Source organism: Vibrio sp. 1978, assembly GCF_033344345.1.
Window position 1 is genome coordinate 1 of record NZ_JAWPOP010000996.1, and the last position, 521, is coordinate 521.

Sequence of the window (521 nt, forward strand, 5' to 3'; positions counted from 1 at the left end):
GAACTGCTTGGATGACGGACTACATCTTACGTAGTAGTGACGAGCAGGCGGAGTTATAAAATAGTTGTAGGCGTTCAGAGGAAAAAGTGACCCGTGCGGCAGACTGTTGAATTGATTGTGAAACAATAAGTGAATTAGTATATGTTCATCATTTCATAATTATTCTACTTTCCATAATAATAACCACACTGTAAGTGGTTAATTTTAGATAAGTTTGTCATGATCACACTTGCTCGAACGCTGCTGCTTTTCGCTTGTCTGTTGCCAAGCCTTCATGTAAAGGCCGAACCTTCATTACAGCCTCACTATAAAATCGCGACGGAAGCGGATGATGTTGTCACTCGCGTTTTATTTGATGCGGTATCCACTGAATTTGGTGTGAGTGTTGAGTACATCAACTACGCGAGTTTTGATGCCATTTTAGATGCAGTCGCGAATGAAGACGCAGACTTTGCTGCCAACATTACCTATACCGATACTCGCGCCGAGCGTTTCAGCTATTCCCGACCAACAAACATTGA

1 protein-coding gene is annotated in these 521 nt (G+C 42.4%); it reads left to right on the top strand.

Features of this window, described 5'->3' with window-relative positions; genetic code table 11:
* Positions 1-219: 219 nt before the first annotated feature.
* Positions 220-521: transporter substrate-binding domain-containing protein (locus R8N49_RS30295; RefSeq protein WP_318190843.1), on the top strand; the 302-nt coding region annotated here is incomplete at its 3' end.